Source organism: Amycolatopsis sp. NPDC021455 (genome assembly GCF_040640995.1).
In the GTDB taxonomy this organism is placed as follows: Bacteria; Actinomycetota; Actinomycetes; order Mycobacteriales; family Pseudonocardiaceae; genus Amycolatopsis.
Map to the genome: position 1 here is coordinate 121,121 of NZ_JBFACT010000013.1, position 22,913 is coordinate 144,033.

General features: G+C 72.7%; 17 protein-coding genes. 10 read left to right on the forward strand and 7 right to left on the reverse strand.

Annotated features, from left to right (window positions below):
* The first annotated feature begins 59 nt into the window (after window positions 1-59).
* Both AB0G28_RS18605 and AB0G28_RS18610 read left to right on the forward strand, forming a co-directional pair.
* Window positions 60-572, forward strand: coding sequence for an SET domain-containing protein-lysine N-methyltransferase (locus tag AB0G28_RS18605; protein WP_361089783.1), 513 nt, complete (start codon window positions 60-62; stop codon window positions 570-572).
* 3 nt (window positions 573-575) lie between these two features.
* Window positions 576-4,829 (forward strand): amino acid adenylation domain-containing protein, encoded by a 4,254-nt coding sequence (locus AB0G28_RS18610; protein ID WP_361089785.1) that lies wholly within the window; start codon window positions 576-578, stop codon window positions 4,827-4,829.
* A gap of 254 nt (window positions 4,830-5,083) precedes the next feature.
* Here AB0G28_RS18610 and AB0G28_RS18615 read toward each other — a convergent pair whose 3' ends face one another.
* Entirely contained in the window at window positions 5,084-5,275 is a 192-nt protein-coding gene (locus AB0G28_RS18615; RefSeq protein WP_361089787.1) for a hypothetical protein, read from the reverse strand.
* Between the two features lie 230 nt (window positions 5,276-5,505).
* Between AB0G28_RS18615 and AB0G28_RS18620 the strand changes: the two genes are divergently transcribed.
* The 7 genes from AB0G28_RS18620 to AB0G28_RS18650 all read left to right on the forward strand — a co-directional run bounded on the left by AB0G28_RS18620 (window position 5,506) and on the right by AB0G28_RS18650 (window position 18,420).
* Window positions 5,506-7,152 carry a phospholipid carrier-dependent glycosyltransferase gene (locus AB0G28_RS18620; protein ID WP_361089789.1) on the forward strand — a complete coding sequence of 549 codons (1,647 nt, stop codon included), beginning with the start codon at window positions 5,506-5,508 and terminating at the stop codon, window positions 7,150-7,152.
* Between the two features lie 128 nt (window positions 7,153-7,280).
* Complete coding sequence (locus tag AB0G28_RS18625; protein ID WP_361089791.1) at window positions 7,281-11,996, forward strand: DUF6531 domain-containing protein; 4,716 nt, start codon at window positions 7,281-7,283, stop codon at window positions 11,994-11,996.
* Between the two features lie 182 nt (window positions 11,997-12,178).
* Window positions 12,179-12,592: a cysteine/serine endopeptidase inhibitor gene (locus AB0G28_RS18630; RefSeq protein ID WP_361089793.1), complete on the forward strand. Its 414-nt coding sequence runs from the start codon at window positions 12,179-12,181 to the stop codon at window positions 12,590-12,592.
* Between the two features lie 65 nt (window positions 12,593-12,657).
* A complete protein-coding gene (locus AB0G28_RS18635) occupies window positions 12,658-13,464 on the forward strand; it encodes a glycoside hydrolase family protein (RefSeq protein ID WP_361089794.1) in 807 nt (268 codons plus the stop codon).
* A 24-nt stretch (window positions 13,465-13,488) separates the two neighbouring features.
* Entirely contained in the window at window positions 13,489-14,241 is a 753-nt protein-coding gene (locus AB0G28_RS18640) for a thaumatin family protein (RefSeq protein WP_361089796.1), read from the forward strand.
* 43 nt (window positions 14,242-14,284) lie between these two features.
* On the forward strand, window positions 14,285-14,896 hold the full coding sequence (locus AB0G28_RS18645) for a tyrosine-protein phosphatase (RefSeq protein ID WP_361089868.1): 612 nt from the start codon (window positions 14,285-14,287) through the stop codon (window positions 14,894-14,896).
* A 209-nt stretch (window positions 14,897-15,105) separates the two neighbouring features.
* Window positions 15,106-18,420, forward strand: a complete 3,315-nt coding sequence (locus tag AB0G28_RS18650; RefSeq protein WP_361089798.1) for a S8 family serine peptidase — start codon at window positions 15,106-15,108, stop codon at window positions 18,418-18,420.
* On the opposite strand, the gene AB0G28_RS18655 is transcribed toward AB0G28_RS18650, so the two are convergent.
* Genes AB0G28_RS18655 through AB0G28_RS18675 form a run of 5 tightly spaced genes read right to left on the reverse strand, consistent with a single transcriptional unit; the run spans window position 18,395 to window position 20,841 of the window.
* Window positions 18,395-18,958, reverse strand: coding sequence for a hypothetical protein (locus AB0G28_RS18655; RefSeq protein ID WP_361089800.1), 564 nt, complete (start codon window positions 18,956-18,958; stop codon window positions 18,395-18,397). The two genes, AB0G28_RS18650 and AB0G28_RS18655, sit on opposite strands and share 26 nt — an antisense overlap.
* An 18-nt stretch (window positions 18,959-18,976) precedes the next feature.
* Window positions 18,977-19,153 carry a hypothetical protein gene (locus AB0G28_RS18660; protein WP_361089801.1) on the reverse strand — a complete coding sequence of 59 codons (177 nt, stop codon included), beginning with the start codon at window positions 19,151-19,153 and terminating at the stop codon, window positions 18,977-18,979.
* Entirely contained in the window at window positions 19,150-19,716 is a 567-nt protein-coding gene (locus AB0G28_RS18665) for a hypothetical protein (protein WP_361089803.1), read from the reverse strand. Before AB0G28_RS18665 ends, AB0G28_RS18660 begins: the two co-directional genes overlap by 4 nt.
* Window positions 19,682-20,197 (reverse strand): hypothetical protein, encoded by a 516-nt coding sequence (locus AB0G28_RS18670; RefSeq protein ID WP_361089805.1) that lies wholly within the window; start codon window positions 20,195-20,197, stop codon window positions 19,682-19,684. The genes AB0G28_RS18665 and AB0G28_RS18670 overlap by 35 nt, the downstream gene beginning before the upstream one ends.
* Window positions 20,194-20,841: a hypothetical protein gene (locus tag AB0G28_RS18675; protein ID WP_361089807.1), complete on the reverse strand. Its 648-nt coding sequence runs from the start codon at window positions 20,839-20,841 to the stop codon at window positions 20,194-20,196. Before AB0G28_RS18675 ends, AB0G28_RS18670 begins: the two co-directional genes overlap by 4 nt.
* 180 nt (window positions 20,842-21,021) lie before the next feature.
* Between AB0G28_RS18675 and AB0G28_RS18680 the strand changes: the two genes are divergently transcribed.
* On the forward strand, window positions 21,022-21,519 hold the full coding sequence (locus tag AB0G28_RS18680) for a MauE/DoxX family redox-associated membrane protein (RefSeq protein ID WP_361089808.1): 498 nt from the start codon (window positions 21,022-21,024) through the stop codon (window positions 21,517-21,519).
* A gap of 2 nt (window positions 21,520-21,521) precedes the next feature.
* On the opposite strand, the gene AB0G28_RS18685 is transcribed toward AB0G28_RS18680, so the two are convergent.
* Window positions 21,522-22,757, reverse strand: coding sequence for a putative peptidoglycan glycosyltransferase FtsW (locus AB0G28_RS18685; protein WP_361089810.1), 1,236 nt, complete (start codon window positions 22,755-22,757; stop codon window positions 21,522-21,524).
* Between the last annotated feature and the right edge of the window lie 156 nt (window positions 22,758-22,913).

Below are 22,913 nucleotides of genomic sequence, written 5' to 3' on the forward strand. Positions count from 1 at the left end.
TGAACCCCGCGGCACCGCGCAGCCGTGCCCCGGTCAGCCACCCACTGAGGAGATCACGAATGACCGAGTCCACAGTCGTCACCGAGCGCCGCGCCGCCGTCGTCCGCAACGACGGCGAGTACCGGCTGGTCACCAACCAGGCCGTGCCGGCTCGCACGCTGCTGTTCACCCTCGAAGGCGAAGTCACGGTGACGCCGACGCGCTACACGGTCCAGCTCGACGCCGGCCACCACATCGACATGCCCGCGGACTGCCCGCTCGAAGCGGTGCTGGACCGCTACTCCTGGCGGTTCATGAACCACGCCTGCGAGCCGACCGCGGTCATCCGCGACCGGTCGGTGTTCAGCCTGCGCCCGATCCCGGCGTGGTCGGAGATCACCTTCCACTACGCCACCACCGAGTACGACATGGCCGAGCCCTTCACCTGCCAGTGCGGCGGCGACCGCTGCGACGGTGTCATCCAGGGCTTCCGGTACCTGCCCACGGAGCGGCGCGAGGCGTTGCGCGCGCTGCTCTCGCCGTACCTGCTGGCCGTGCTCGACGGCCGGCTCGCCGAACCCGTCGGGGCGTGAGGGGTGAGCGAAGCGTTCCAGCCGGACGTGCCGGCCCGGGGCTCCGCCGGGCCGGCACTCCTGCACCACTTCTTCGAGCAGTCGGCCCGGCGCCGGCCGGACGCGATCGCCCTCGACGTCCCGCCGTCCGGCGGCCGGCCGCGGCGCACCGTCACCTACCGCGAGCTGCTCCGGCGGTCCTCGGCCGCCGCCCGCGTGGTCCAGCAGGCGGTGCGGCGGCCGGGGATCGTCGCGATCCTGCTGTCCCGCACGACCGAGGACCTCTACCTCGCGCAGCTCGGCGTGCTGCGGGCCGGTTCGGCGTACGTCTGCGTCGACCCGTCGTTCCCCGACGAGCAGCTGGCCCACATCCTCGCCGACGCCGGGCCCGCGCTGCTCGTCACCGACCGGGCCGGGCAGGAACGGGCGGCGCGGGCCGGATACACCGGCGCGGTGCAGCGCGTCGACGGCCCGGCCGAACCCGCTGCCCGGCCGGTCTCGGCCGCTTTTCGGGGGCTCCGGGTGGCGGAGCCCCCGGCCTGGGGCGAAGCCCCGGTTGTCATTACGCCCGCGGCGCCGCCGGGACTGGCTTACGTCATCTACACCTCGGGCACCACGGGCAAGCCGAAGGGCGTGCTCGTCGGGCACCAGGGCGTGGTGAACCTGATCCGCTCGGACGTCGCCGAGTTCGGGCTCGGGCCCGGTGACCGCGTCGCCCAGGGATCTTCGCCCGCGTACGACTCCTCGGTCGAGGAGGCGTGGATGGCGTGGGCGTGCGGCGCCACCGTCGTCGTGATGGACGACGAGACGGCGCGCCTCGGCCCCGACCTCGTGCCGTGGCTGCGGAACGAGCGGATCACCGTGCTCTGCCCGCCACCGACCCTGCTGCGCGCGACCGCCTGCGAGAACCCGCGGCGGGAGCTGCCCGACCTGCGCCTGCTCTACGTCGGCGGGGAAGCCCTGCCCGACGACGTCGCCGAGCGCTGGGCCCCGGGCCGCCGGATGGTCAACGGCTACGGGCCGACCGAGTGCACGGTGACCTGCCTGCGCGCCGACGTCGAACCCGGGAAGCCGGTCGCCATCGGCAAGCCGGTGCCGGGCATGCGGGCCTGGGTCCTCGACGAGAACCTCGAGCCCGTCCAGCCGGGGCAGCACGGCGAGCTCTGCATGACCGGCGCCGGCCTCGCGCTGGGCTACCACGGCAAGCCCGAGCTGACGGCGGAGAAGTTCCCGCGGCACCCCCGGCTCGGCCGGCTCTACCGCACCGGCGACCTCGTGCACGCCGAGGCGGACGGCACGCTCTTCTACCACGGCCGCATCGACTCCCAGGTCAAGCTGCGCGGATACCGGATCGAACTGGAGGCCATCGAGGCGTCCCTGGCCCGGTTCCCCGGCGTGCGCGAGGCGGCGTGCCGGGTCCAGGGCGAGGGCGCCGGACAGGTGATCGCCGCGCACCTGATCCCCGAGGGCGCCATGCCCGACGCGGCCGCGCTCAAAGAACACCTGCGCAAAGCCCTTCCGGCGTACATGATCCCGGCGGTCTTCGGCGAGGCGGAGACCCTGCCGCGCAGCGCGGGCGGCAAGCTGCGCCGCAACGACCTGCCGGTGCTGGCGACCGGGCGGCGGCACGCGGCCAAGACCACCGCGTCCACGACCACCGGAAGCGAGACCACCGGGAACGAGACCGAGGAGTTCATCGCGGCCGCCCTCCGCGAAGTGCTGGAAACGCCGGACGTCGGTGCCGACGACGACTTCTTCGACGACCTCGGCGGCAGCTCGCTGCAGGCGGCGATGCTCATCTCGAAGCTGCGCGTCAACCCGCTCACCGAAGCCATCGCCGTCCGGGACGTCTACCGGGCCCGCACGGTGTCCGGACTGGCGAAGCTGGCCGCCCCGGTGACCCACGACGAGATCGACGCCATCGCCGCCCCGGCCCGCAGCGCCGTCTCGATCACGATGGCGCAGGCGGCCTGGCTGTTCGCCGAACTGGCGATCGCCGCGCCGATCGGCTGGTTCGCCGTGTTCGTGGCGCTGCCGTGGCTGGCCGAACGGATCGGCCTGGTGCCGTTGATCGTCCTGCTCCCGAGCGCGCTCGTCGTGATCGCCTTCGGCTGGACGCCGGTGGCCGTGTTCCTCGCCGTGCGGGCGAAACGGCTGCTCATCGGCAAGTTCGAGCCGATGCGCGTCCCGGTCTGGAGCGGGTTCCACCTGCGGCTGTGGATCGTGCGGCACCTGCTGCGGTTCGTGCCGTGGGGGACCATCGCCGGCACCGAGTTCCAGAACATGGCGCTGCGGCGGCTCGGCGCCCGGATCGGCAAGCGCGTGCACATCCACCGCGGCGTCGACATCGTCCATGGCGGCTGGGACCTGCTCGACATCGGCGACGACGCCACCATCGGCCAGGACGCCCAGCTCGGCCTGGTGCAGCTGAGCGAGGGGCACCTCACGATCGGCCGGATCACCGTCGCCGGCGGGGCCACCGTGGACGTCCGCGCGGGCATGTCCCCCAACACCCGCCTCGGCCGCGGGTCCTGGCTCGCCGCGTTGTCGTCGCTGCCGTCCGGGACCGCCGTTCCCGACGGGCGGCGCTGGGACGGCGTCCCGGCCCACGACGCGGGCCCGGCGCCCCGCGTGCCCGTCCCGGTCGTCGGCGGCAGCGTGCTGTCGCCGTTCGCGCACGGGCTCGCCACCATCGCCGCCCGCGCGCTGTTCACCTGGGTGTTCGCGCTGCCGCTGTCGATCGTCATGATCGCGCTGGTGCTGGCCTTCGACGTCACCTATCCGGCTCTGCTGGAGGCGTTCACGCGGCCGTGGGCGCACGCGGGGTTCCTGCTCGTCCTCGCCCTGGGGAGTTGCCTGTCGCTGCTGATCGGAGTCTGGGTCGAGGCGTTCTGCGCCCGGGCGCTCGGGCGGATCGAGCCGGGCGTCATCAGCCGCTGGAGTCCCGCCTACATCCGGGTGAGCCTCAAGACCGGCCTGGTCACCACGGCCGGCAACTGGCTTTCCGGCGGGCTGTTCTGGCCGGTGTGGCTGCGCTGGGCCGGGATGAAGGTGGGCCGCGGCTGCGAGATCAGCACGATCATCGACGTCGTCCCGGAACTGGTGGAGATCGGGCCGGACACGTTCTTCGCCGACGGCATCTACCTCGGCGGTCCCCGCATCCAGCAGGGCACGGTCACGCTCGCGAAAGTCCGGCTCGGGCACGACACGTTCCTCGGCAACCACGCCGTCATCCCGGGCGGGCAGCGGCTGCCACCGGACATCCTGATCGGCGTCTGCACGGTGGCCGACGACCGCGTGATGCTGCCCGGAACGTCCTGGTTCGGCCACCCGCCGATGCTGCTGCCGCGCCGCGAGGTCGTGGAGACCGACCGCAGCCTGACCCACGACCCGTCGTTCGCGCGGGTGGTCACCCGGGTGTTCTGGGAGTGGCTGCGGTTCGCGCTGCCGATCGCCCCGCTGGTGGTCATGACGGCCTGGTTCGCCGGAATCGCTTACGCCGCAAGCGTTCTGCCGCTCGCCGTGCTCATCTTCCCGGGCGCCGCCGTGGTGACGCTGGCGACCATGGCCCTGCCGTGCCTGATGGTCCTCGCGCTGAAGTGGGGGCTGCTCGGGCGGGTCAAGCCGGGTGTGCACCCGCTGTGGTCGTGCTGGTGCAGCCGGTGGGACTTCCTGTACGTCGCCTGGGGTGTCATCGCGGGCGGCGTGCTGTCGGCGCTGGAAGGCACCCTGATGCTGCCGCTGTACCTGCGCCGCATGGGCATGGACATCGGCAAGCGCGTGGTGCTCGGCGAGGGCTTCGCGCAGGTCGTCGACCCCGACATGCTGCACTTCGGCGACGGCGCGACGGTCAGCGCGATGTTCCAGGCCCACACGTTCGAGGACCGCGTGCTCAAGATCGACCACGTGTACGTCGGCGCGCATTCGACCCTGTCCCACGGCACGGTTCCGTTGTACGGAGCGGAAATCGGCGAGCACGCCTACGTCGCCCCGCACAGCGTCATCATGAAGCAGGAGCGGCTGCTGCCCAGGCTGCGCTACGCAGGCGTCCCGACGAAGGAGCAGAAGGCACCGTCGCCGCGGACGAACCCGGAGCCGATGACTCAGCCGTTGCGGCAGGCGGGACGGCAGCGGCCGGTCCCCGAACCGCCGACGCAGGCGTTCTGGCAGTTCGACCGGACCTTCGCGGTACCCGGCGAGCAACCGAGGGCGCGGTCGCTGCCGGTGGGGTGGCGCGCCGCACCGGCGGCGGCACCGCCGAGCCGAGGGGGTGCCTGAGAGGCGGGGCGGGACGCCGGCGGCGGCTGGGAGTGGGGGGCGAGCCGCCGCCGGCCCATCCCGGCGGCAGCCGAGCGGGGACTTCGGCGGTCGTCGGGTGGTCTTTCGCGGCCGGTGAGGGCCAGCCGTCGCGGGTGAAAGCCCCGACCTGGCTCCCGAGCTTTCACGTGAAAGCTCCGACCTGGGCTCCGAGCTTTCACGTGAAAGCTCGGGACTGGCGGAAGTCGGCCGGCGGGGTGGTCATTCGACGGCGGCTACGGCCGGTCGTCGTCGGTGAAGCCCACCGGCTCGCCGTAGCCCGGGTGCGCTTCGCCGCCCGCGAAAGCCATGGTGAGCCCGCCGAGCAACAAGCCACCGGCGACCGCGGTGGCCCGCTGCAGGAAGCCGCCGTCCCCGGGCTCTGCCGGCCCGGCCGGTCCGGTGCCGCGATGGTCGTCGCGTTCCATCGGTGCTCCCTTCCTCGGGGCTCTATGCTCGATGCCGAGGGCGCCCGACGGCATCGGTGAACCGGCTGGAACCGCCCGCCGGGCGGCTGGTCGCGGCCGGCCGATCGGCGGGCCCGGACCGGCGCGAAACGAACCATCGGCCTTGCCGGACGTCCTCAGGGAATGATCACTCCCGAGGAAGGGCCGTCGAATTGGCCCTCTTGACGAGCCGGCCGCCCAGCGCCGAAGCGGTGACCACCGAGACAGCTGAACGCCCGCCAGGCCGGTCGCGGCGGTGGTTGTTCGCGCTCGCCGTCGTCGCGCTGCTCGCCGAGATGGCGATCGCCATGGTCACGACGGCCGTCGAGCAGACGCCGACCATCGATGAGCCGGTCTACGTGGGCACCGCCGTGTTCTCCCTGGAGCAGCACAGCCTGCGGTACAACCCGGAGCACCCGCCGCTGGGCAAGCTGATCATCGCGACCGGGCTGGCGTTCGCCGATGTGCACGTCGACCCCGCCTTCGACGGCGACCAGACCCAGCTCGGCCGTCGTGTGCTGTACGAGTCGGGCCACGATCCGGGCACGCTGCTGCTGCTCGCCCGGCTGCCGGTGATCGTGCTGACGCTGCTGTTCGGCCTGGTCGTCTTCGCCTTCGCGCGCGACCTGACCGGTTCCGCCGGTGGGCTGGCCGCGCTGGCGCTGTACGCGTTCTCCCCCGACCTCATCGCCCACGGGTCCCTGGCCACCCTGGACGTGCCGATGGCCGGGTTCCTCCTGACGTCGGCCTGGCTGCTGTGGCGGGCCCGGCGCCGGCCCGCCCGATACCTGCCCCTCGCCGGGCTGGCTCTCGGCGCGGCCGTGGCCACGAAGATGAGCGCGCTGGCCGCCGTCCCCGTGCTGGGGCTCCTCGCCGTGCTGTCGGTCTGGCACGCCCGGCACGCTTCCGGCGACGGCCTGCGCAGGACGGTCCGGAACCTCGGGCTCGGCGCGGCGGCCGCCGCCGGCGTGGCGCTGATCGCCGTCGCCGTGGTGTGGGCGTCCTACCTCGTCGTGGATCCCCGGCTGCGGTGGACGGCGCCGCCGGGCCTCCCGCCGGTCGACGGCCTGCGGGCGCTCGCCGAGTGGCTGCCGCTCCCCCGGCCGTACCTCGACGGGATGCGCGTCCAGTTCGGCTTCGAGGACCAGGTCTGGACCACCTTCCTGTACGGCAGGCTCCACGTCGGCTCGCTCTGGTACTACCTCCCGGCCGCGCTGCTGGTGAAGACGCCGCTCGGCGCGCTGGCACTGTGGCTGGCCGGCGCCGTCGTGCTGGTGGCGGTCCCCCGGCTGCGCCCGGCGGCACCGTACGTCCTGGTCCCCTCGGCGGTGCTGCTGGCCGTCGCCATGACCGGCAGCCGCGACCTCGGCGTCCGGTACGCGGTCTTCCTGCCGATGTTCCTGGCGGTCGCGGCGGCCGGAGTGGTCGTGATCCGCCGTCGCTGGGCGCCCGTCGCCCTGGCCGCGCTGGTCACGTTTTCCGCGGTCAGCTCGCTCCGCACGTTCCCCTACTACCTGCCGTACGCCAACGAGGCGTTCGGCGGCCCGGCGGACACGCACCGGTGGCTGCACGACTCCAACGTCGACTGGGGCCAGGACCTGGGCCGGCTGGGCGACCGCCTGCGGCAGGAGTACCCCGGTCAGCGGGTTTGGCTCGTCTACAAGGGCAGCGGCGTGCCGTCCTCCTACGGCATCGACGCCGCCGACCCGTTCGCCGTGCCGCCGGACGAGGTCCGCGGCCTGCTCGTCGTCTCGGATTCCGCCGTCGCCAAGGCCGACAGCCGCCTGGCCGAGCTGATCCGCGGAAGCACCCCGATCGACGAGGTCGGCCACTCCATCACGATCTTCCGGCGACCCTGACCGAGCCGCTCGGGGCAGGGGTTCGTGGATTTTCGGGCAGCCGGGTCACGGCGCCGCCGCGCGCGGCACCGGCCCTGCTAGTTTGCCAGGCACCCTGCGGGAAAGTTTGGTGAAGAGAAGGTTGCACAGTGGCGAACCCCCTGGTCGCGGAAACGAAGGATTCGACGAAGGCGTATTCGGGGATTTCGCTGCTGGAGTCGGCGAACGACCTGAAGTCGGCGATCGAGAGCGGTGACTGGGCGTCGGTGGCGATGGGTGCCGTCGGCACGGCCCTGGACGCCTTGTCGATGGCCATGGACCCCTTCGGCGCGATCCTCGCCGCCGGCGTCGGCTGGCTGATGGAACACGTCGGGCCGCTCAAGGAAGCCCTCAACGGCTTGACCGGCAACGCCGACGAAATCGCCGCACAGTCCGAAACCTGGAAGAACATCGCCACCGAGCTGGGCAGCATCGGCGAAGACCTGACCGGCATGGTCAAAGCGGACACCGCGTCCTGGACCGGACCGGCCGGGGACGCCTACCGCCAACGCGCGCAGGACACCGTCACCCTCCTGACCACCGCCCAGAAGGGCTGCGAAGGCGCCTCCAGCGGCGTCAAAACCGCCGGCGAAGTCGTCGCCGCGGTCCGGGCGCTGGTGCGGGACATCATCGCGGAGCTGGTCGGGCACCTGATCAGCTGGGCACTGCAGGTCGTGTTCACCCTCGGCATCGGCCTGACCTGGGTGGTCCCGCAGGTCATCGGCGCGGTCGCCAAAACAGCCTCCAAGATCGCCGATCTGGTCAAGCGGCTCGTCACGGCGCTGAAGGCGCTGATGCCGCTGCTCAAGCGGGCCGGGGACCTGTTCGGTGACGCGGCGAAGGCGCTGCGGAACATCAAGCCGGGCAAGGCCGCGCCGCCGCCCAAGCACGCCGACATCAAGGGCAACCCCAAGGGCCTCGACGGCCCGCCCCCGAAGACCGACCCACCACCCAAAACGGACCCGCCGCCCAAGAGCGACCCGCCCCCCAAGGGCGATGACAGCACCACCGCGGCGGGCGCGAAGGCCGACCCGCCGCCGAAGACCGATCCCCCGCCCAAGACGGATCCGCCGCCGAAGAGCGACCCGCCGGCCGACACCCCGCCACCGCCGAAGGCCGACGCGCCGCCACCCGGCGGCACGCCGAAAGGCGGGTCCGGCGGCGGCACGCCCAAGGGCGGCCCCAAGGACGACGGCCCGCGCGACCGCGCGATGCCCTCGGACGCCAAGACGTACTGCGGGGACCCGGTGGACATCGCGACCGGCGAGGTCGTGCTGATCCAGACCGACCTGACCCTGCCGGGCGACGCGGGCGACCTGGTCCTGTCCCGCACGCACCTGTCGTCGTACCGGGCGGGCCGGTGGTTCGGCCGCTCCTGGGCGTCCACTTTGGACCAGCGGCTCGAGGCCGATCGCGACCACCTGCGGTTCTTCGCCGAGGACGGCATGGTCCTCGTGTACCCGCTGCCCGACGGCGACCAGCCGGTGCTGCCGCTCGAAGGGCCGCGCCACCCGCTGCGCCGGACCGCCGAGGGCTACCGGCTTTCGACGGGCGCGCGCGACCTGGTGTTCGCCGAGGGGCGCGGCCGGGTGCTGCCGCTGACCGTGATCGAGCAGGGCGGCTCCCGCACCACGATCGAACACGACGGAACCGGTGCCCCGCGGCTGCTGCGCCGCAACGACGGCACCGAGATCAGCATCGAGACGACCGGGCCCGGCCGGATCGCCGCGCTCGGCGTGCCCGGCGGCGCACCGGTCGTCCGGTACGGCTACAACCGGCTCGGCCAGCTGACCCAGATCGCCGGGTTCACCGGGCGGCCGGTGAACCTCGACTACGACGTCGACGACCGGATCGTCGGCTGGCAGGACCGCACCGGCACCTGGTACCGCTACGTCTACGACGCCGAAGGGCGCTGCGTCCGCAGCGTCGGCGCCGAGCGCTACCTCAACGCCACGTTCGCCTACGACGCCGAGGCCCGGACCACCCGGTACACCGACGCGCTGGGCCACACCTGGACCTACCGGATGAACGAGGCCGGCCAGCTCGTCGAGCGGACCGACCCGCTCGGGCACACCCGGCGGTACTCGTGGACCCGCTACGACGACCTGCTGTCGCAGTCCGACGAGCTCGGGCGGATCACCTTCTACGGCTACGAAAACGGCGTCCTGGCGACGGTGACGCGGCCGGACGGTTCCGTGGTGCGGCTGACGCCCACCGGAACGGGCGAGGTGGAGCTGCGGGCCGGGGACGCGCGGGCCGTGGGCCCGGCGTCCGACCCCTACGCCGCTCTCCCGGGTGTCTCGACCCGGTTGCGCGTCGACGGCCCGGCCGACGCCCTCGGCGGCGAACCGGTGATCACGGCGGCGGCGCGGCCGGGTGACCGCGACCCGTTCGGCAGGCCGCGGCTGGTGCACACCGCGTCCGGCGGCGAGGCCCGGCTGGGCTGGACGGCCGAAGGGCAGCGTTCCTGGCGGATCGGCCCGGACGGCGAGCGGGCGAGCTGGCGCCACGACGCCGAAGGCCGGGTCGTCGAGCACCGCGACGCCGCCGGGCGGACGACCCGGCGCACGTACGGCCCGTTCGGCCTGCCGGTCGAGGAGTTCGACGCCGCCGGCGCGCGCACGGCGTACGGCTACGACGCCGAGCTGCGCCTGGTCGCGGTGACCAACCCACGCGGGCAGACCTGGCGCTACACCTACGACCCGGCCGGCCGGCTCGTCGAGGAGACCGACTTCGACGCGCGCCGGCTGACCTACGCCTACGACGAGGCCGGGCAGCTGCGGCGGATGACGAACGGCCTCGGCGAAGTCACCGAGTACGCCTACGACCAGCTCGGCAACGTCGTCGAACGCCGCACGGCGACCGGCGTCACCGGGTACGCCTACGACGCACTGGGTCAGCTCGAGTACGCGGTCAACAACGAATCGGTCCTGCAGATCGTGCGCGACGAACGCGGGCGGGTGCGCGAGGAGACCGTCAACGGCGTCGGCGTGCGCTGGACCTACGACGCCGCCGGTGTCCACCGCACCACTCTGTCCGGTGTGGACAGTGAGTGGCGGTACGACGGCGAGCTCCCGGTGTCGCTGCGCGTCGCGGGTCACGAAATCGCGTTCGAGTACGACGACGCCGGCCGCGAGACCGCTCGTTCGGTCGACGGCGAAGTGGTCCTGCGCCAGGCCTTCGACGCGTCGGACCGGCTCGCCGGGCAGACGATCGCCGGCCTGGGCCGGCGCGCCTACACCTACACCCCCGACGGCAGGCTCGCGGCGATCGACGACGCCCGGCCGGTCCGGTTCGGGTTCGACCAGGCGGGCCGCGTCGCCGAGGTGCACGCGCCCGACGGCGTCGAACGCTTCGCCTACGACGCGGCGGGCAGGCTCACGCCGCCGGCCGGGACGGGCTACGGCCACGACCGGCAGGGCCGCGTGACCAGCCGGGTGCGCACCACCCCGGCGGGCCCGGAGGAATGGCGGTTCGTCTGGGACGAGCTGGACCGGCTGATCACCGTCATCGCCCCGGACGAGTCCTTCTGGACCTACCGCTACGACGCGCTCGGACGGCGGTTCGCCAAGCGGCGCTGGGTGCTCGGCGACGACGGCTCGCCGCGGCAGACCGCCGAGACGTGGTTCGTCTGGAGCGGCGGCGAGCTCGTCGAGGAGATCGAGGTCGGTGACGACGGGTCCTCGCGCGTGCTCACCTGGGAGCGTCACCCCGACGACGGCAGGCCCGTGGTCCAGGTCGAGCAGCGGGGCTCCGAGGTGCGGTTCCACACGGTGGTGACGTCGCCGGCCGGGACGCCGACCGAGCTCCTCGGCCCGGACGGGACGATCGGCTGGCAGGCGCGCACGACCTTCTGGGGCGAGCTGCTGCCCTCGACGACGGGCACCGCGCCGATGCCGCTGGCCTTCCCCGGCCAGTACCGCGACGCCGAGACGGGGTTGCACTACAACGTCTACCGCTACTACGACCCGCGGACCGGCCGCTACCTGAGCCAGGACCCGCTCGGCCTGGCCGCGGCGCCCGACCCGGTCGGGTACGTCGAGCAGCCACACCTGCAGGGCGACCCGCTCGGCCTGGTGAGCAGCCCGTGCGGCAAGCCGGGCGGCGGCCAGAAGGCCCCGGACAACCCGGCGGGCGGCGGCGATGCCGGAAAGCTCCCGCCGGGCGCCAAGAAGCCGGACGGCCTGGACGAGTTCCGCGACCCGGACGGCAAGATCCGGCCGCACAACATGACCGACGAGCAGTACGCCAAGTTCTCGAAGAAGTGGGACGAGATGATGGCGCCGGGCAAGGACAAGTCCTGGTTCTGGTCGGGCGGTCACATCAAGGACTCCGAGTTCTCCCCCACCCCGGTGTGGGGCAAGAACGCCGACCCGTCGAAACCGAACTCGCACCTTTACGACCCGGTGACCGGCAAGAACATCACGGAATCGAAGTACCACGGTTCGATCGAAGACCCGGCGATCGACATGGCGAAGAAACACGGCGGCAACACCCTCGAAGGCATCCTCAAGGACAACGGTGTCGAGATGCCCAAGTTCGCCGACAACCACCCCAACGGCGAGAAGGTCTGGAAGGACGCGTCGAAAGCGCTCGCCCACAATGCCGAAGGCGACGTCCACATCGCCCTGCCGAACACCCCCGGCAAGTCCAGCGGGTGGGCGCACCACGGCGACGAACTGGGGTCCCGCCGGCCCAACAACGTCTTCGACATGGACGAGTTCCCGATCCTGCGGCACAACCCGAAGGTGGACAAGGTCATCGCCCACGACACCGACTACCCGGACGCTCCCCCGGTGGTGATCTGGGACAAGAACACCCGCTGATCCGACGATTTCCGGAATCCGGGAGAACGATCACGCGCGATTTCCGCACTGAACACCCCCAATCCCATTGTCAACGTTGACGGCCGATCTTGTCCGGACAGTTCTTTGTCATAGCAAAGGCATTGCCCGGCGCAGTAGCATCCGGCTCGAGTACGTCGGAGAACACGAGGGAAAGGGACCGAATGCGTAAGACCACCAAGTCGCTCGGTGTGCTGGCCGCCGCTCTCGCACTTCCTTTCACGACGAGTGCGACGGCGTGGGCCGACATTCCTTTCGACCAGCCGGTCAACGGACGCGCCACGTACTACAACGACGCGGGCTTCGGCGCCTGCGGCACGCAGATCAACGCCGCCACCCAGCTGCTCGTCGCGGCCCCGGCCGCGTACTGGACGACGGCCAACCCGAACAACGACCCGCTGTGCCGCGGCGTGTCCATCCGGGTGTCCTACAACGGCCGGACCATCACCGTGCCGGTGGTCGACAAGTGCCCGAGCTGCGACAGCGCGCACATCGACCTCAGCCAGCCGGCGTTCGCCCAGCTGGCGGACACGAACCTGGGCAACATCCCGGTGACCTGGTCGTTCGTGCGCTCGTGAACCCCGCGCCGGTCTCCGGCGGCACCGCCGGAGACCGGCGCGTCACTCGCCTCGGGAGCAAGGGTATGAACAAGTTCCGGAAGATCCTCGTCCTCGCGGCCGTGGTCGTGGCCGCCCTCGGCGGCCTGGCCGCCCCGGCAAGCGCGGCCGGCACCAAGAAGGGCGTCAGCGCGGCCGCCTTTTCCGGCGTGACGACCGCACTCGCCGACGTCGGCGCCCGGTGGTTCTACACCTGGGCATCGGACACCCAGGGCATCACCGCACCGGCCGGCACGGAGTTCGTCCCGATGATCTGGGGCAGCGGCTCCGTCACGCCGGCCCAGCTGGCGCAGGCGAAGGCGGCCGGCCGCACGCTGCTCGCGTTCAACGAGCCGGACCTGGCCGGCCAGGCGAACATGTCCGTCGAGACCGCGCTGGACCTGTGGCCGCAGCTGCAGGCGACCGGCCTGCGCCTGGGCGCACCCGCGGTGGCCTACGGCGGGGACACGCCGGGCGGCTGGCTCGACCGGTTCATGAGCGGCGCGGCGGCACGCGGCTACCGCGTCGACTTCATCCCGCTGCACTGGTACGGCGGGGACTTCTCGGCCGCCGCGACCGGGCAGCTGCAGTCCTACCTGCAGGCGGTGTACAACCGCTATCACCGGCCGATCTGGCTCACGGAGTACGCGCTGACCGACTTCTCCGGCCCCACCCCGCGGTACCCGTCCGCGGCCGAGCAGGCCGGGTTCGTCACCCGGTCCACGGCGATGCTGGACGGCCTGTCGTTCGTCGAGCGCTACGCCTGGTTCTCGCTGTCGACGTCGACCACCCCGACAGGTCTCTACACGGGCACCACCCCGAACGCGAGCGGCGTCGCCTACCGCGCCGCCTGATATCCCAGAACGGAGGTCGAACCCATGTTTTCCAGGCGGTTCTTCGCCGTCGCCGCGGCGCTCGCGGCGGCGTTGACCGTGAGCTCGCCGTCGGCTCCGGCCACGGCGGCGGGCAACCACACCGTCACGTTCGTCAACCGCTCCGGCCAGACGCTCTGGCTGGGCAGCACCGTGAACGCCGACCAGTCCGTCAACTTCGCGAACCTGCCGACGCTGGCGAACGGGCAGTCGGCGACCGTGACGGTCCCGGAAACGTCGGCACCCGGGCACTGGCGGGGGAAGTTCTTCGCGCGCCAGGGTTGCACGGGCACGTCCGGCCGGGACTTCCACTGCGTGGTCGGCGACTGCGGCGTCCACGCCGACCACTGCGCGACCGGTGAACAGCCCGCGAGCCTGGCGGAGTTCAACTTCGACACCGCCGACGGCCTGGCCCCGTGGTACGACGTCAGCTACGTCAACGCGTTCTCGCTGCCGATAACGATCGAGCCGGTCAACGCGACCGTGCCACCGGGTTCGGCGTCGTGCGGCACGGCGGGCTGCCCGGAGAACCTGTTGTCGTACTGCCCGGCCGAAGACCGCCGTTACTCCCCGAGTGGCGCGCTGGTCAACTGCGTCAACCCGAACCGCGACGCGCCCACGAGCTACAGCGACGCGATCAAGGCGCACTGCCCGAAGGCGTACGCCTGGTCCAGGCAGGACACCGAGCCGGGCAACCAGACGATGTACCAGTGCGCCTCCTGCACGGGTTTCACGATCACCTTCCACAGCGGTTCCTGACGACCGGCCCGCGGCCGGAGTCCTCGGTTACGATCGCCGGGTGATGCTGACTTGGGAGGGTTGCGTCAACGACCGTGACGTCGGGGGGTTGCCCTCGTCCGACGGCCGCCGGATCCGCTTCGGCGCCCTGTTCCGGTCGGACAGCCACAGCCGGTTGACCGCCGCCGGTACAGCCGCCGTCCGCGCCGCCGGGATCAGCCGCATCGTGGACCTCCGGTGGGTGCGGGAGACCGTGGACGAGCCCAGCCCGTTCGCCGGGGATCCCGTGTACCGCAACGAGCCGTTGATCGGCGAGCTGGCGGAGCAGGGCACCACCATGCCGGACGCCTACCGGACCATGCTCGACACCAACCAGCGCCGGATCGCCGAAGTCTTCGTCCGGCTGGGCGACGCCCCACCCGGCCCGCTCGCGGTGCACTGCAGCGCCGGGCGGGACCGGACCGGGGTGCTCGTGGCGCTCGCGCTGAGCGTCGCGGGGGTGCCGCCCGCTTCGATCGCCGCGGATTACGCGCGCACGGACGGCTGCAGCGGCGACACGATCCTCCGGACACTCCACCACCTCGACAACCGGCACGGAGGCGTGCGCGCTTACCTGCTGACGGGCGGCGCGACCGGCGCCCAGCTCGCGCAGGTGCGCAACCGGCTGCTTTCCTAGCAGTTCTTCGCCCCATTTCGAATGGTATCGTGATGCGGTGAAACGCCGGGTCCGGGCGGCGCTGGTGGGCACAATTCGAGATATGTGAATTTCCGACCGTTCCGGGCCGCCGGACGATTCGTCATCGGCGGCAGCGTGACGGACATTCGTCATGCTCGCATTGGGGGCGCCATCAGGATGGGCACCGAACAAATCGGGAGGGTCCGGACATGCAGCGAAGACGGAAGACGACGGCACGCGCGCTGGCGGCCGTGGTGGTGGCGAGCCTGGCGCAGCCCGTGGCCACAGCGGCGGCGGCACCCGCCGCCGCTGTGGCCACGGCGCCCGGCGATCCCGGGCAGACGGTCACGCTCGTCACCGGCGACCGGGTCCGGGTCCTGCCGAACCCCCGCGGGGCGAGCCCCGTGGTGATCGAACCGGGCCCGGGCCGCGACCGGATCGGCTTCATCCGCGAAACGAGCACCGGCACGAAACCCGGCGACATCACCGTGGTGCCGTCGGACGCGCTGGCGCTGGTGGCGTCCGGCAGGCTGGACTCCCGGCTGTTCGACGTTTCCGAACTGCTGCGGCAGCACCTCGCCGACTCCGTGCCACAACTCCCCCTCATCGTCACCTATTCGGCCGAAACCGCCGTCAAGACCGCCCCCGCGACCACGACGGTCCGTGACCTGCCGAGCGTGCGCGGCGCGGCCCTGCGCCAGGACAAGCGCCGGGGCACGGAGTTCTGGACCTGGCTCACCCACGCGCTGCAAGCCGGCGTCGGCAAGGTGTGGCTCGACGGCCTGGCCAGGCCGTCCCTCGACGTCAGCGTGCCGCAGATCGGCGGCCCGGCCGCCTGGCAGGCGGGCTACACGGGCAGCGGCGTGACGGTCGGCGTGCTCGACACCGGCGTCCAGGCCGACCACCCGGACCTGGCCGGCAAGGTCCTCGAGGCGAAGGACTTCACCGGGACCAGGCCGGATGCGGGCGACGACCTCGGGCACGGCACGCACGTCGCCGGCATCATCGCCGGGACCGGCGCCGCCTCCGCCGGCCGCTACCGCGGGGTGGCGCCGGACGCGCGGCTGATCAGCGGCAAGGTCTGCGTCGCCTACGGCTGCCCGGAGTCCGCGGTGATCGCCGGCATGGAGTGGATCGCGCCGAAGGTGCGCGTGGTCAACATGAGCCTCGGCGGCGACGCCACCGACGGCACGGACCCGGTGTCCCAGGCGGTGAACGCGCTCACCGCGCGGTACGGCACCCTGTTCGTCGCCCCGGCGGGCAACGACCGCTCGCTCGACCTGCCCGAACCGCTGCCGGTCGTCTCCCCCGCCGCGGCGGACGCGGCGCTCGCGGTCGGCAGCGTGTCGGCCCAGGACACCACGAGTGCGTTCTCGAACCGCGGCCCCCGGCTCGGCGACTACGCCCTCAAGCCCGACCTCGCCGCACCCGGCGAGGGCATCGTGTCGGCCAGGGCCGCGGGCACCCGCGACGGCGACACCGCTCCGGTCGACGAGAACTACGCCCGGCTGTCCGGCACGTCGATGGCGGCGCCGCACGTCGCCGGTTCGGCGGCACTGGTGCTCCAGCGGCACCCGGACTGGCTCGCCGACCGGCTCAAGTCCACGCTCACGAGTACCGCCCACGCCACCGCCGACGTCGTCGAGCAGGGTGCGGGCCGGGTCGACGTGGGACGCGCGGTCACGCAGCAAGTCACGGCCACCAGCGGAAGCCTCGGCTACGGCTTCGTCGCCTGGCCGCGCACCCGGCCCGTCACGAAGACCGTGACCTACCGCAACGACGGCGACGCGGCCGTCACCCTGACGCTTGCCACGGACTCGGCGCTGTTCACGCCGTCGGCGGCGTCCGTGGTGGTCCCGCCCCACGGTGACGCCGGCATCGGCGTCACGCTCCACGCGGGCGCGGCCGGCGCCGGGCAGCACGGCGGCAGGCTGACCGCGACGGCGCCCGGGATCACCGTGCAGACCGCGCTCGGCGCCTTCCTGGAAGCGGAAAGCTACGACGTGTCCGTGCGGCTGATCGGCCGGGACGGGCGGTTCACGGCGGGCGTCGCCACGCTGGTCGACACCGGGACCGGGGCGGCTTTCGGGGTGCGGCCGTTCCGCTCCGACGGCACGGCCGTGGTGCGGGTGCCCAAAGGGCGCTACGACCTCAACGCGTTCGACGTGTCCGGTGACCCGGCGGGCCAGTCCCGGCCGGCGGCGGTGACGCTGCTGTCCCGGCCCGGTCAGCCGGTGACCGGCGATGTCGCGGTCACGCTCGACGCGCGGGCGGGCAGGCCCGTGCGCGCGGCGGTCGATCACGCGGACGCGCGGCTGCGGGGCGGCGAACTGGGCCTGGTGTCCGGAAATCCGGGCGGCAGCCGCACCAGCACGCTGGCCTGGACCGTCCAGCCGGGCAACGAGCTGTACGCGGTGGGCTCGGACCGCGAGGTCACCGACCACACCTACGCGCTGTACTTCCGGGCCACCATGGCCGCCCGGCCGCCGGACGTGGATCCGGGCGGTTACGTCTACCAGCTGGCGTTCCTCGAGCGCGGGCGCGTGCCGGCCGACCCGGTCTTCCGGGTGCGCGACCGGGACCTCGCGGTGGTCGAGGCCCGCTACCACACGCAGGGCAGACCGGCGAACGGCCTGCGCGCCGACGACTCCACGTTCGGTTTCCCCGGCGCCGACACGAGCACCTACCTGGTCTCGGCGCAGATCCTGCCGAGCCGGCGCACGGAGTACTACACCGCCGGGCCCGGCGTGAGCTGGCAGCACGTCGTGGGGGTGTACCCGACCCCGCTGACCGACGCGGAGAACAACTACTCGTACCGGACGTACCGGCCCGGCCCCTACCGGTCCGGCTGGAACCGCGCCCCGGTCGGGCCCGCCTTCGGCGCGCCGCGGGACGGCTGGGGCGTGCTGCGCGCCGGGAACCAGCTGACGTACGCGATCCCGCTCGTGTCGGGCAGCGACCCGGAGCAGTACACGGCGCCGCCGGGCGGCCTCACCGGCACGGCGACGCTGTCGCGCGACGGCGTCCGGCTGGGCACCACCGCGGACCCGGCCTACGGGGCGTTCGCCATCCCGGACGGCGCGGGCACCTACACGCTCCGGTCCGTGGCCACGCGCGGCGTGCCGTGGTCGGTGGTGGGCACCGCGGTGGACGTGGCGTGGACGTTCCACGAGCCCGGCCTGGCCGCGCCGGCGAAACCGCTGCCGTTGCTGGTGGTCCGGGCCGAGGGCGCGGTCGACGACCAGAGCCGCGCCCCGGCCGGGAAGCCGTTCGTGCTGGCGCTGACCGCGCAGCGGCAGCCCGGGGCGGGCGAGTTCCGGCTGGCGGAGCTGCGCGTCGAGACGTCCGCGGACGACGGCACGACGTGGACGCCGGTGCCCACCGTCCGCATCGGCAACGGCGGGCTCGCGGTCGTGCGCAACCCGGCGGGCGAGGGGTTCGTGTCGCTGCGGATCACCGCCCGCGACACGGAAGGCAACGCGCTCACCCAGACGGTGATCAGGGCGTACCAGACAACACCCTGACAGCGACCGCGACGAGCGGCACCACGAAGGCGGCCCCGGTCAGGAACCTCAGTTCCCGGCCGTGGGCCCGCCATTCGCCGTCCCAGCCGTGCTCGCCGTCGTAGCGCAGGTTCGCGGTCGTCATCAGGGCCCGGCCCAGCCCGAACCCCGCGCCCGCGCACAGCGCCGCGGGGACCGAAGCCGTCAGCGCCACGGCGGCCGCGGCGACGTACGGCAGGCCGCTGGGCAGGTAGGTGCGCGCGCCCGTGCCCATCTCGAACCCGAACTGCAGCGGGCCGAGGTGCCGGCCGAGGCGGAACACGGTGTCCGGCACCAGCCGCCGGTTTTCCGGCAGCCGGAACGACCAGACGCCCGCTTCCCGCGGCAGCACCGCCCCGAGCGCGACCGCCACCACGGCCCAGCGGACGAAGTCCGGAAGGGGTGCGCGCAGCAGCGATCCGGCCACGAGGAGGACCATCGCCGTCAAGGCGCCGCCGCAGACCAGGCCCGCGCAGAACGCCACCACCGGAGTGCCTCGCCAGACCGGCGAGCTCAGCACGAAGGCCGAGTTGCGGCTTCAACTGGAGCCGCTGGTGGCGAACCCCGCGGCCGCGCACAGGACGAGCCACGCGCTCGGCAGCAGCCAGCCCGGCCGCGCGAGCAGGAGAGCGCCGGTCACCCCGGCCGCGGCGAGCGCGAGCCCGGCGGCGAGCGTCAGCGGGTGCCACCGGCGCCGCGGAACCGCGCGCGTCACAGGGCGGCGCGGCAGATCGTCAGGTACGTCTGGCCGGTGTACCCGCCACCCCAGAACGTGGAGAAGCCGTCCGAGCAGCGGTAGACCTTCTGGTCCGGCGTCGTCCACCGCCAGGCGTTCTTGCCGACGATCTCGCCGCAGGTGTTGGCCACCGGCTGGTGGTCGACCTGGATGCCGCTCTCGTTCCAGGTGCCGTACTTGTGCCACCCGGCGTCGCAGTAGGTGCTCCCCCGCCAGTAACCGCCGAAGCAGGCGGCGTAGGTGTTGACGTAGGCGCCGCTGGTGTCGGTGAGTTCGGCGTAGCCGGTCGGATAGGCGTCGTGGCAGTCGTTGCGGTCGTAACCCGGCATGCCGTACGGGCTGTACTCGGCGTCCGCCCGCCGGAGGCGGGACAAGCCGGACCAGTCGAGCGCGGTCGCGCCGAGCGTCAGCGCGCCGAGCGCCACCGCTCGCAGGAACGTCCGGCGCGTGCCGCGGACCTTGAGCTTCCGCCCCGCACGGGTGCCCCCGGCGTCCGGCCCGGGCCGGTCAAGCCCGGGAATGCGCGCCAACTCCAGCGTCACCGCCATCGCCTCCTGACTTCGGGACGGCCCATTCGGCCAGTGTGGTGTCCACTTCGGCGGCCCGGACCGGGAGCAGCATCCGGCGGACGCGGCCGGTCCCGTCGAGCAGCATCAGCACCGGCGGCGAAAGGTGGGAGACCGAACGCCACGCTTCGCCGTCGCTGATCACCGGCAGGCCGTGGGCCGGCTCCGCCCACGCCGTGAGCGGTTCGTGGGTCAGCAGGGTCGCTTCCGCGCCGAGCGCGGCCAGCCGTTCGACCACCGTCAGGCACAGCGGGCAGCCGGAATCGACCGCCGCCACGATCCGGCCGGCGAACCGCGGCCCGAGGACCAGGTCCGGAGGCGCGGCCACGAACCCGTCCGCGCTTCGCGTGACCATCCCGCGCAGGAGCCGGACCTCGCGCAGGACGGCCGCCAAGCCGAAGAACAGCACGAGGATCGCCGCCCAGGTCAGGACGCTGAACGCGGTCGACGGGCTCATCGGCGGTCCCAGGCGACGTCGATCTCGTCGAGCCAGTCGAGCCGCTGCCGCTCGGTCTTCGCCGCCGTGTCCGCGAGGTGGACCTCGGCCACGCCCGCCGGGCACCCCAGGACGAACGAGCGCCCGGAATCCCCGCCGTACGCGGATTTCCAGACCTCCCCGTGCTTCGTGCGGGCGCCCGCGTGCTTCGGGATCAGGGCCGCGGCGTGCCGCGGCGCGGGGATGGACAGCGAACCGTGCTCCTTCACCACGACCACGAAGTGTTCGTTCGCCGGATCCAGCAGCGTCGCCGCGCGGGGGACGACGGTCATGCCGCCGGCGTGGTCTTCGATCCGCAGCGAGCCGAACAGGGCCAGCACGCGGTCGCGGCGGGGCGCCGGTCCGGCGTACACCGTCATCAGTTCGTGGTACGTGCCGATCAGGGTGGCCAGCGACGACTGCCCGTCGCGGGCCTCGGCGACGATCACCTCCCGGCCGTGCACGACCAGGCGTTCACGGGTTTCGGCCGGCGCGACGTACGTGCGGGCGAAGTCGTGGTAACCGCGGGACCCGATCTGGAACCCGGTGCCGAAGGAACCACCGACGAAACGGACTCCGGCCACCACGTGCGAAACGGGGGCCGCCGCGGAAAGACCCACGGTCACCCGGTCACCGCTCGGCGCGACCAATCTCAGCCGTTGTGTCGCCATCAGGCCTCCGATTCCCCCGGATTCCGCCCGGCGAGACTAGCCGACGGATTCGGGCCGCGGCCACGATCGTTCCGGAACGGTTTCCGAATTGCTCCGATCGGGGTCGGTATTTTTGTCGGCGAATACAGTGGGCCCATGACCGTTCCCTGGGCGGCGGGAATGACCGTTTTGACGGCACTCGGGGCGATTCTCCTGGCGGTGGCCGGCGTGGCGCACGCCGCGCGGCCACGGGAGCACCGGGCGGTGCTGCGGGTCCACGGCCTGCTGCCACCGGGGTGGCCGGCGCCGGCGACGGCCGGCGCGGAGATCGTCGTCGGCGTGGCCGTCCTCGCCTTCCTGCTCGCGGACCCGGCGGGCGCGACCCTGCCCGTTGCCGCCCAAACGGCGGTTTACTGCGTCTTCGCCGGCTACACCGCGGTGCTGCGGACGCGCCGGCCGGGCGTGCCGTGCGGTTGTTTCGGCGTGGGGAAGGTGTCGTGGGCCGTGGTGGCCCGGGCGGTCGTGCTCGCCGCGGGCAGCGCCGGATACGCGGCCGCCCGGGCGGTGGTGCCGGACCGGTGGTCGTGCGTGGCGGCCGCCGTGGTCCTCGCGATGGCGGGTCACCTGGTGCACGCCTGGCGCGGAACCACGTGAAATCACGGGGCCGGCAGCCGCAGCACCGTCCCGAACCGGCCGGGTCCCTGGCTCCGCAGCGCGGCGACGGCCTCGGGTTCGTGGCGCGCGCAGTTGGCGAGGATGCCGAACACCAGCATGGTGACCAGCAGCGACGAACCGCCGTAGGAGATCAGCGGCAGCGTGACGCCGGTGACCGGCAGCAGGCCGACGACGTAACCGACGTTGATCGCGGCCTGGCCGACGACCAGCAGGGTCAGCGTGCCCGAGACGATGCGGATCCAGGGATCCACGGCGCGCCGGGCGATCCGCATCCCGACGACGGCGACGCCCGCGTACAGCGACAGGACCGCGATACCGCCGACGAAGCCCAGTTCCTCGCCGATGAGCGCGAAGATGAAGTCGTTGGCCACCCCGGGCAGGTAGCCCCAGTTCGAGCTGCCCTGCCCGAGCCCCCGGCCGAACACGCCCCCGTCGGCGAGCGCGTACGACGCCTGGATCGTCTGGTACGAGCCGGAACCGGAGCCGGGGTCCGACGACAGGAACGAGAGGACGCGCGCCAGCCGGTAGTCCGCGCTCACGGCGAGCACGGTGAACCCGGCGGCCGCGCCGAGGACCAGCGCCGTGAACAGCCGCGCGGGCATGCCGGCGAACCACAGCAGGCCGAGCATGATGACGCCCAGGGTGATCGTGCCGCTGAGGTTCGGCTGCGCCATCACGAGCGCGAACATCAGCAGCGTCACCGGGACGACGGGCACCAGCAGGTGCCGCCACCGGTGCAGCAGCCGCTCCTTGGCCACGAGGACGTGCGCGCCCCACAGGGCGAGCGAGAGCTTGGCGAACTCGATGGGCTGAACGGACTGCCCGGCGACGACGAACCAGCGTTGCGCTCCGCCCCCGTCGGAGCCCAGCGGAGTCAGCACGAGCACGAGCATGACCAGCGAAACGACCATCGCCGTGCCGGACCACCGGCGGATCGTCGCGAGCGGCACGCGCAGGCCGAGCCAGAACACGGCCGCCCCCAGCGCGACGTAGGTGAGGTGCTTGCCGAACAAGCCGCCCTGGCCCCGGGTGCTCGGGTCGTAGGACGCCACCGACGACGCGCTCGACACCATCACGACCCCGACGACGGTGAGGATCCCGGCCAGGGCCAGCACCAGGTGGAACGACGCGAGCGGCCGGGTCGTCCACGCGGTCAGCCGTCCCCAGGCGGCGGCGACCGGTGGGCGCCGGACATCGGCACCTGGCTGCGTGGGCACGGCTCCTCCTTCGGTTCTCCTCCGGTCCGAGCTTGCCAGGCCCCGCTGGCAAGAAGCTGAGAAGGCGGAAGGGCCTCTTCACGGCGGCCATACCCTGGACATGCCGGGTCTCAACTGTCCACTGAGGACGCCGCCCGTCGGGCCGCGGTGATCACC

Coding starts and splice junctions, on each gene's coding strand:
- AB0G28_RS18650 (WP_361089798.1), top strand. CDS start 15,106: ATGCAGCGAAGACGGAAGACGACGGCACGCGCGCTGGCGGCCGTGGTG.
- AB0G28_RS18645 (WP_361089868.1), top strand. CDS start 14,285: ATGCTGACTTGGGAGGGTTGCGTCAACGACCGTGACGTCGGGGGGTTG.
- AB0G28_RS18670 (WP_361089805.1), bottom strand. CDS start 20,197: ATGAGCCCGTCGACCGCGTTCAGCGTCCTGACCTGGGCGGCGATCCTC.
- AB0G28_RS18640 (WP_361089796.1), top strand. CDS start 13,489: ATGTTTTCCAGGCGGTTCTTCGCCGTCGCCGCGGCGCTCGCGGCGGCG.
- AB0G28_RS18605 (WP_361089783.1), top strand. CDS start 60: ATGACCGAGTCCACAGTCGTCACCGAGCGCCGCGCCGCCGTCGTCCGC.
- AB0G28_RS18630 (WP_361089793.1), top strand. CDS start 12,179: ATGCGTAAGACCACCAAGTCGCTCGGTGTGCTGGCCGCCGCTCTCGCA.
- AB0G28_RS18635 (WP_361089794.1), top strand. CDS start 12,658: ATGAACAAGTTCCGGAAGATCCTCGTCCTCGCGGCCGTGGTCGTGGCC.
- AB0G28_RS18680 (WP_361089808.1), top strand. CDS start 21,022: ATGACCGTTCCCTGGGCGGCGGGAATGACCGTTTTGACGGCACTCGGG.
- AB0G28_RS18615 (WP_361089787.1), bottom strand. CDS start 5,275: ATGGAACGCGACGACCATCGCGGCACCGGACCGGCCGGGCCGGCAGAG.